Raw genomic sequence first — 9,459 nt, forward strand, 5'->3', positions numbered from 1 at the left:
CGCGGCGATGCGAGGCGAGGCGGCTTTTGTGGACCAATATAGTTCATAACCTTGGCGCCCCGTTCACATCGCGTCGCGTTCAGCGAAAGGGTCGTAATCCTTGCATTGTAAGCATGGAGCGAATAAATATGCAACCTATAAGGAATTTAATGAGACGAATAAACCGCTCGTCGCATTACGCAATTGAACTGATTTGGTTTGCCTAAGGGCGCACTTACGGGTTGCTGCGCAACCCAGTGCTCGGCAAGCCTGGGCCCGGCTAAGGATCGGATCGATGGCTATCTACCATCTGAGCGTAAAGCCGATAACGCGTGCCAGTGGCCGCAGTGCCGTGGCTGCTGCGGCGTATCGGTCCGGCACGAAGCTTGAAAATCAAAGCGATGGGTTGGTGCATGATTTTAGCCGCAGGGCAGGGATTGTCCATGCCGAGATCGTTCTGCCGGCGGGCGTGTCGGCAGACTGGGCAAGCGACAGGTCGGCACTGTGGAATGCGGCGGAAGCGGTCGAGAGTCGCAGGGACGCCCGCGTTGCGCGGGAGTTCGAAATTGCCTTGCCGCACGAATTGTCCGCGGAGCAACGGTTGGTGCTGACACGTGCGTTTGCGCAAGCTCTGGCTGATCGCTATCAGACCGCCGTCGACTTTGCGATCCACGAGCCGCATCAGGCGAGCGACATCCGCAATCATCATGCACACGTGATGATGACGACGCGCAAGGTGGGACCCGGTGGGCTTGGTGCCAAGACGGAGATCGAGCGTGCCAACAAGGAACTCTCCGCAGCAGGCCTTCCGACATCAACGATGCAATTGCGTGAGATCCGGCGGTCGTTCGAGCAGATGATGAACATGCATCTGGCCCGTGCCGGGTTTGACATAAGGGTGGATCATCGCTCGCACCAGGAGCGCGGCCTGGAGATCGAGCCGACCCAACATGTGGGCGTGCACGCAACTCAGATCGGTCGTGAAGGCGGCGACGTATCGCGATCGCGCATGGATGAGGCGGCAGCGCGTCGAAACGCCGCGACAATCCGCAATAGACCGGAGCAGGTTCTGGAACTGATCACCCAGGAAAAAAGCGTCTTCGATCGCCGCGACATCGCACGCACATTGCATCGCTACATCAATGACGACGCGCAGACGTTCCAGAATGCCTTCGCCAGGATCATGGCGTCTCCAGCCCTGGTGACATTGCAGCCGGAGAGGATGAGCGGATCGGATGGGCCGGAATATGCGCGCTATTCGACAAGGGAGATGATTGGCCTCGAAGCGTCAATGGCAGGCCATGCGCAAACGATGTCAAAACGTCTGCGTTACGGCGTCGATCGGCGACATGTCGAGCGGGCGATTAATGACCAGGATCGGGCGCTTCGCGCCGCCGCGGGATCGCGTTCGGGCAGCGATGAAAGGGCGGGCGAGGCGGGAACGTCATCGCAGCGTGCCGCGCGCCTGTCGGATGAGCAGCGTGCCGCGATCCATCACATCACCGGTCCGGAGCAGATTGCAGCGGTCGTGGGCTTCGCGGGTGCCGGCAAAAGCACGATGTTGGCCGCAGCCCGCCAAGCCTGGGAAGGACAAGGGTACACCGTCCACGGCGCCGCCCTGTCGGGGAAGGCGGCGGAAGGATTGGAGGAATCATCGGGTATACGAAGTCGCACACTCGCGTCCTGGGAATTCGGCTGGAAGAACGATAACGGCAGGCTCGGCCGAAGGGACGTCCTCGTCATCGATGAGGCGGGTATGGTGGGCAGCCGGCAGCTTGCCCGTTTCGTCGAGGAAGCAGAACGATCCGGCGCGAAATTCGTGCTCCTCGGTGACCACGAGCAGTTACAGGCGATAGGTGCTGGTGCGCCGTTTCGGGCGATTGCAGAGCGGATCGGCTTTGCCGGATTGTCCGATATTCGCCGCCAGCGGGAGCCATGGCAGCGCGCGGCGTCGGTTGACTTTGCCACGCACAAGACAATCGACGGACTTGATGCTTATGCAAGCCATGGCGCCATCAAGTTTGCTGACAGTCGCGAGGCGACACGTCGCATGCTCGTCGAAGATTATTTTGCTGACAGGGTTGAGCGCCCGGGTGGCACGCGCATCGTCATTGCGCACCGCCGCGCCGACGTCCGCGCCTTGAATGCCGATATCCGCTCCAGACTTCAGGAGCTTGGCGCGCTTGCCAAGGGCGGGGAGGGTGAGAGCAGGACAGGTGGAGAGGTCTTGTTCGAAACCAGGGACGGCCCACGAACCTTTGTTCCAGGGGATCGCGTGCTGTTCCTGCAGAATGACCGGGAACTTGGCGTCAAGAACGGTATGCTTGGCACCGTCCTGGCGGCGGAAAACAATTGGCTGCAGGTCAAGCTCGATGGTCGGGCGAAGGGACGTGACGGCAAGGGTCGTGTCGAGTTCTGGACGCCGCGGTACAACGCGATCGATCATGGCTACGCAACAACGATCCACAAGACGCAAGGAGCAACCGTCGACCGAACCTTCGTCCTTGCTTCGCCGACCATGGATCGCCACCTGACCTACGTCGCCATGACCCGCCACCGTGAGGGTGCCGCACTCTATGCAAGCCATGAGGAGTTCGGTGACCGGCAAGCCGGGCGATTGGTCGCGCATGGCAGGGCCCCCTATGAACATGATCCCACAAAACGCGGTAGCTATTACGTGACGTTGGAGTCACGAACGGGGCAGCGATATACCGTCTGGGGCGTCGATCTCGAACGAGCGATCGAAAGCGCTGCGCCATCGATCGGGACGAAGATCCAACTGGAGTTTCGGGGCAGTGAAACCGTCCGTCTACCCGATGGCCGGGAAGCGCGACGCAACAGTTGGGCGGTCAAGTCCGGCGACGCTGCGGCCTACGCGCAATTGCAAGCCAGGCTCAGTCGCTCGGGGGTGAAGGAGACGACGCTCGACTATATCAGGGACTTCGGTGGGCGTCGGGGAATCGGCGAACAGTTGGCCGTCGGGAGTGAAATCGAAATTGGACATAGCCTTGCTTCGGCAACTGTAGAAAAGCCTCTTGAGTGGCGCGCGACCTCCCGCGACTTCTCGAGCGCCTGGATCAAAAGCGAGGCGTCGACGGAACAGGGATCCGTTGTTAATGCCAACCGCTCCAGCACAGATCAAATCGCCTCCGCTGAAATCCGACGAGAACGAAACGGCGATGGCGACATCCGACCTGAAGGTGAGCGGGTCAACGACGGCCGCCGGCGCGGAACGTTCTCGGGCCTCAGATTGAGCAGCGCCAGCCAGCCCACGCACGCACGCGCCGCGCAACCGACGCCTGGGTGCGAAGCGTTGGCGGCGTTGTCACCCTTTGAGCAGGCTGTCGATCGATACGCTCGGGCCCTCATGTCGGCGATGAGATCGCAGGATCGGGAATTGCCGATCTTGCCGAGCCAGAAGGCAGAGCTACAGGCTGCCGGTGCACACCTCGAAAAGACGCAGCCTGGGTCGGTGGCACTGATGATATCTGCTGTTCAGCACGACGGGGGCGCTCAACATGCGATGATCGAGCGATCTGGGCGAGAGCGTGTCGTCGAAGTCATCGCGGGCATGGCGCGGGAGCAGGCAATGCAAGCAGATCCACAAGCCCGGGCGGATCGATTGATGAATAGCTGGCGATTGCTACAGGCACAGCGTCAGGAACTTGCCGCTGAACGCGGCGATGCTGCACGGGAAAAGATTGAACAGGAGATGCGCCTTTTGAGGCGCGAGATCAATCGTGATCCCGCAGTTGCATCCATCATCCGCGATCGCGCCAACAACGTCGGGCTCGAGCACCACCACGACCATCGGAGCACTGCCGGTGACACGGAGCAGAAGCGCGAGCGCGAGCGAGGCAGTGAATTCGAGCGCTAGGGGGAGATTGATGACCGACAATGAGCGGCAAGGGGTCATAACCGAACGCGACGAGGATGTCGATGAGGCGGTTGCGGCATTCCATGATTTGCGTCAGACCGTTGAACGTTTCGGTGCGCACATCTCTGCGGAAATGACAATTGTTCGCAAAGGCGTCGAGCTTGCATTCGAGCAGTTCGAGAAATCGCAGGAAACAGCGGGTGACCGCGAAGATCTTTTCCGCATCGCGCAGTTTCTGGTTGGCATGAACCAACGCATCGACCTCATTGGCAAATCGCCACTTCTCAAGAATGGGCCTGAGTATTTCGTACGGGCCTTCGAACGAGGAGGCGAAGGCATGATGGCGACGGCCGTTCAACAATTGGAACTGGATAACCGGGAACTTCGAAGACACTTGCTTGAATTGCGCCATCTGACGCAGGGTGCGCGTGACCGGCGGCTGCAGAATATCTATTTGTGGTTCGCTAGTGCGATCGGTCTCATTGTCGGAATAGTCGCGACGCTTATTGCCGCGCCTTCACTATGATCTCTGGCCCAAGAATGCCTGACGCTGAAAAATTCGCACTAGCGACATTTTGTGAGGTGGATGGTGGGGACGCGCTATCGCAACAAGGAGACCGTTTGACCTTGCCGGGAAACCAGGCGACCGGCGTCACCCAGGCGCCGAGCGTGCCGCGATCGATGACGACGTCGCAGGAGGCTATCTGCGCCTAGAACCCTTCTCTGGCAATGTCTCTCGCGAAGTACGTGAGGATAAGATCGGCTCCGGCTCGTTTAAACGCTCCTAGCGTTTCTCGCACAACAGCTTTCTCGTCGATAGCGCCAGCCTGGCTTGCAAATTTGATCATGGAATATTCGCCGCTCACCTGATACCCCACGAGGGGAAGGAGTGTATTCTCCCTCAATCGGGCGAGAACATCGAGATACGGCAGTCCAGGCTTCACCATGAGCATGTCGGCGCCCTCCGCTTCATCGATCAGAGATTCCCTTAGAGCCTCCCGCCCATTGAGGTAGTTCATTTGGTAGGATTTTCTGTCACCGATTAGCTCTGAACCAGCGGCTTCTCTAAAAGGACCATAGAACCCTGAAGCAAACTTTGAGGAATAGGCCATAATTGGTATGTCGATAAAGCCTGCTTCATCGAGAGCCTTGCGAATTGCCCCGACCTGTCCGTCCATCATCGCCGACGGCGCAACAATGTCCGCTCCTGCCTCGACAGCGGTAACTGCTTGCTTGCCCAAGTTCTGAATTGTCTGGTCATTGTCGACTTGTCCATTTGCGATGATGCCGCAGTGGCTATCAAGCGTGTATTCACAAAAGCAGTTGTCGGAGATAACGATCAGCTTGGGAGCTACTTCCTTGGCCGTTCGAATCATCCTAGCGAGCAAACCTTCTTTGGCCCACGAGTCGCAGCCGTCCGCTGATTTTTGATGCGAGACTCCAAACATCATCACGGCCTTGATACCATCCTGATATATGGCCGCTATTTCGTCGCGGAGTTCCATCTCAGGGATACGATAGACGCCCGGCATCGACTGAATTTCTACCCGTCGAGTTATGCCCTCTTCAACAAAGATCGGATAAATCAGGTCATTCAATGTGACATGATTCTCGGCGACTAAGTCGCGCAGAAACACTGTCTTTCGAAGACGTCTGTTTCTCGCGACAGGATAGGAGGCCAACTGCATTGCCGAAATCACTCCGTGACATTTTTTGCTACTGCGAACAAGCGTTCGTTTGTGGTGGTGTAAGGTGGGGCTTTTACATGCAGGGTGTACGGCCTGCCTCGAATCCAGCAAGCCCAACCCGCCGAGTTGCAGCAATTATGGCCAATTTCGCGTAGAATTTGGCACTCCACTAACAGCAGGTCGAGCTAGGAACCACTAGCCTTGGTTCAGCAACTCCGGGTGATCGCCTTTTCAAGTCGGCTGACTTTTCCAGCCAACCTGAGGCGGCTTGATCGACCTCGGGTCGCGTGTATCCAATGGTTGGAGGAAAAAATGTCAGTGAATGCAGCAGACCGTCATCTCATCATCGAAGCGATCACTAAATACGCTTGGGGCTTCGATGAGAACGATTTCTCTCTCGTCGCGAGCGCCTTTTCGAAAAATGCCGTGAGCGGCGGAAAGGTTGCGGGTACTGAAATTGCCTGGGGACCAATGCGTGGCCGAGAAGAGATCGTCAACGCCCTTCAAGGCATGCGGAATAGCCAGACGGATCGTCGACGCCACTGCCTGAGCAATTTTCACTTTACAAGTCAGACCGAAGATTCCGCCACAGTCCGGTGCTACATGACTTTGTTGTCTGCCGGTGACGGCAAGGTGAGCCTAGTGACAGTGGGAATCTTCGATGCGGATTTAGCAAGGCTCGACAGAAACGATTGGCTGCTGACGCGACTGGATATCACTCTCGACGCGCCATTTTGAGCCTATTTAGTGCCCGTCCATAAACGGTAAGCTACTGAAAATATTGGATGAATCGCTATATTTCTGCGAGCAAAGCCCGGCGGTTTCAGGTACACTTTAGATCAAGCGACTGATTCTAAAGGGAAACCCGTAACCGCCGGAGCCGACAATGCGCCAAGAACGCACCGTCCAGGCCAGATCCTATGAGGAGGGTGGATAGCGACCTACGCTGTGGCAAAGTGCGGTTGCTTGGACACAAACACCCTACCCTTGGAGGCAAGCATGCTCGTTGCAGCTCACCGATCCGAAGCGCCGACCGCCATCCGCACCGATCTTTGCGCAATTTTCGTCTCATTGGAATTGAGTCGCTCGAAATGGCTGATCACCTCGCTGTCGCCGGGTGGCGGCGAGAAGATGTCGAAACATATGGTGGCGGCCAGCGACGTCGCCGGCATGCTGGCGCGCTTTGCCGAACTCAAGAGGAAGGCGCGGGCGCGAACCGGACGGTGCTTTCCGATCATTGTCATCCAGGAAGCTGGGCTCGACGGCTTCTGGATCCATCGGGTGTTGGAGGCCGAGGGGATCGAAAGCTACGTCGTCGATCCGGCATCGATTGCAACCTCGCGCCGGCGGCGGCGGGCCAAGACCGATAGGATCGACGGCGAAGCGCTGGTTCGGGCATTGCTCGCCTATCAGCGGGGCGAGCCGCGGGTATGCGCCATGCTCCACGTTCCGACGCCCGAGGAAGAGGACCAGCGCCGCCTCTCGCGTGAGCGCGAGGCCTTGACGAACGAGCGCATACGACACGTTAACCGCATCAAGGGCCTACTGTTCAGCCAGGGCGTATCCGACTACGAGCCGCTGCGCCGCGATCGACGCAAGCGACTGGAGGAGTGCAAGACCGGCGACGGCCGTCCGCTGCCGGGACATTTGAAGGCGCAGATCGGCCGCGAACTCGATCGGCTGGAACTGTTGCTCGAGCAGATCAAGACTATTGAGGCCGGCCGCGACGCCATGCTCGCTGCCACGCAGGTCGTCTCGCCAGCACCGACGATGCTGCTCACCTTGAAAGGCATCGGGCCGGAGTTTGCCGCCGTGCTGTGGTCGGAAGGGCTGTCGCGTCACTTCGACAACCGACGACAGGTTGCCGCCTATGCCGGCCTTGCGCCGACACCCTGGCAGAGTGGCTCGGTCGATCACGACCAGGGGGTCTCAAAATCCGGCAATCCAAGGCTGCGAACGACGCTGATCCAGATGGCCTGGCTGTGGCTGCGTCATCAACCGCACGCGGCGCTGACCGTGTGGTTCAAGGATCGGGTCAAGCAGAACGGCGGCCGTCTCAAGAAGACGACGATTGTCGCGCTAGCCCGCAAGCTGCTCGTTGCGCTGTGGAAATATGTCAATGCCGGCGTCGTTATCGAGGGCGCGGTCTTAAAGACCGTCTGATCGGTTACCCGAACTGAATTCTGCAATCTTCCAGGACCCGATCAGTCCTGGCGGATCCAGGTGGGACGAACCGAGAATATGCATGGCCCTGAAACGGCCGTAGGCTAGAATGGTCTCGTCCTCCTGAGCCCTTGTCCGCCGCAAGCGGGATGTTGGTGCCGCTGTTTCGAACAGCGACCGTATATAAGTTGGATCTGGCTTGGCAACGAGCCGCGTCTTGCAATCGGGCTCAGACCGTGGACGCCGTAACAACCGACGGAGTGCAAGAAATGTCACCCTGACGACAGTTCCACATTGACGCTCCTCATATAAGCATATTCGATCTTTTCGCCGAACACGAGATTGGCCGTGAACTGAAAGCGATGTCGCAGTGGCTGGACGAGCATCCCGAGCTGCTGAGCCAGGTGACGCAGGATCTGCGCCGACACGGCATCAGGGAAACCGGCCGCGAGGGCCTGCCGACGGAGGCGGTGCTGCGCTGCGCGCTACTCAAGCAATATCACCAGTTGAGCTATCAGGAGCTGGCGTTCCATCTGGAAGACTCCGCCTCGTTCCGGGCTTTTGCCCGGCTGCCGAGGGGGTGGAGCCCGAAGAAGTCGGTCTTGCACAAGACGATCAGCGCGATCCGGGCGCAAACCTTTGAAGAGATCAACCGGGTGCTGCTGGCGAGCGCCCGACAGGAGAAGCTGGAAAGTGGCAAGGTCGTGCGTGTGGACAGCACCGTCACCGCCGCACTGATCCATGAGCCGAGCGATAGCAGCCTGTTGTGGGACGCCGTGCGGGTGATGGTGCGGCTGTTGCAGCGGGCCGATGCACTGGGTAGCGCCATCCCATGGCACGACCACCGCCGCGCGGCAAAGAAATGGGCTCGGGCGATCAAATATACCCGTGGCCGCCCCAAACGGATCAAGCACTACCGCGCACTGCTCAAGATCACGCGCACGACCGTGAGTTATCTGCAGCAGGCGAGTGAACAGTTGCCCCTGGCGGCGGGCCCGGGCGGCGAACTGTGGCAGGCCCAGCTCCGCCACTACCGGCCGCTGATCGCACGGATCATCGCCCAGACCGAGCGGCGGGTCCTGGCCGGGGAGCCGGTGCCGGCCGATGAGAAGCTGGTGAGCTTGTTCGAGCCGCATGCCGACATCATCGTCAAGGGTAGCCGCGACGTCGACTACGGCCACAAACTCAATCTGACCACCGGCAGAAGTGGACTGATCCTCGACCTCGTCGTCGAAGCCGGCAACCCGGCCGACAGCGAGCGATTCTTGCCGATGCTGGAACGCCACATCGCCTTCTATGGCCAGCCGCCGCGTCAGGCGGCGGCCGACGGCGGCTATGCCAGCCGCGCCAATCTGAGTGGAGCCAAAGCCTGCGGCGTCCGTGACATGGCGTTCCACAAGAAGTGCGGCCTCAGCATCGAAGACATGGTCACAAGCCGCTGGGTCTATCGCAAGCTGCGCAACTTCCGCGCCGGCATCGAGGCTGGCATTTCTTGCCTGAAACGCACTTATGGCTTGGGGCGCTGCACCTGGCGCGGGCTCGACCACTTCAGGGCTTATGTCTGGTCCTCGGTCGTCGCATACAATCTCGCCCTCTTCGCCCGCCTCAGGCCGAGCTGACGCCCGTCATCCGGCAGCGTTCAGAGCACGCCCGGCGAGCGTCGGGATACCCCATGACCCCATTGCCGCCAGATCGCTCTTCGGGCCACAACCCGCATGGCCTTGTGCCATCTCGCGTCCAAAAAACACCCTT

6 protein-coding genes are annotated in these 9,459 nt (G+C 59.5%); 5 read left to right on the forward strand and 1 reads right to left on the reverse strand.

Features of this window, described 5'->3' with window-relative positions:
• The first annotated feature begins 274 nt into the window (after positions 1-274).
• Together traA and NBG89_RS33840 are read left to right on the forward strand one after the other, a co-directional pair.
• Complete coding sequence (gene traA / locus NBG89_RS33835) at positions 275-3,856, forward strand: Ti-type conjugative transfer relaxase TraA (protein ID WP_431324955.1); 3,582 nt, start codon at positions 275-277, stop codon at positions 3,854-3,856.
• Between the two features lie 10 nt (positions 3,857-3,866).
• A complete protein-coding gene (locus NBG89_RS33840; protein WP_431324956.1) occupies positions 3,867-4,382 on the forward strand; it encodes a DUF6118 family protein in 516 nt (171 codons plus the stop codon).
• A gap of 184 nt (positions 4,383-4,566) precedes the next feature.
• Here the strand turns inward: NBG89_RS33840 and hemB are convergent, their stop codons facing one another.
• Positions 4,567-5,544, reverse strand: coding sequence for a porphobilinogen synthase (gene hemB, locus NBG89_RS33845; protein ID WP_431324957.1), 978 nt, complete (start codon positions 5,542-5,544; stop codon positions 4,567-4,569).
• 312 nt (positions 5,545-5,856) lie between these two features.
• Here hemB and NBG89_RS33850 point away from each other — a divergent pair, with 312 nt between their 5' ends.
• The 3 genes from NBG89_RS33850 (at position 5,857) to NBG89_RS33860 (ending at position 9,326) form a co-directional block, all read left to right on the forward strand.
• The gene (locus NBG89_RS33850; protein WP_431324958.1) at positions 5,857-6,282 is read left to right on the forward strand and encodes a nuclear transport factor 2 family protein; all 426 of its coding nucleotides are present in this window, start codon (positions 5,857-5,859) and stop codon (positions 6,280-6,282) included.
• A gap of 261 nt (positions 6,283-6,543) precedes the next feature.
• Entirely contained in the window at positions 6,544-7,707 is a 1,164-nt protein-coding gene (locus NBG89_RS33855) for an IS110 family transposase (RefSeq protein WP_431323304.1), read from the forward strand.
• Positions 7,708-8,000: 293 nt separating this feature from the next.
• Positions 8,001-9,326 carry an ISNCY family transposase gene (locus NBG89_RS33860; protein WP_431324517.1) on the forward strand — a complete coding sequence of 442 codons (1,326 nt, stop codon included), beginning with the start codon at positions 8,001-8,003 and terminating at the stop codon, positions 9,324-9,326.
• The last annotated feature ends 133 nt before the right edge of the window (positions 9,327-9,459 follow it).

Source organism: Rhizobium sp. YTU87027 (assembly GCF_050644135.1).
Taxonomy (GTDB): domain Bacteria; phylum Pseudomonadota; class Alphaproteobacteria; order Rhizobiales; family Rhizobiaceae; genus Rhizobium.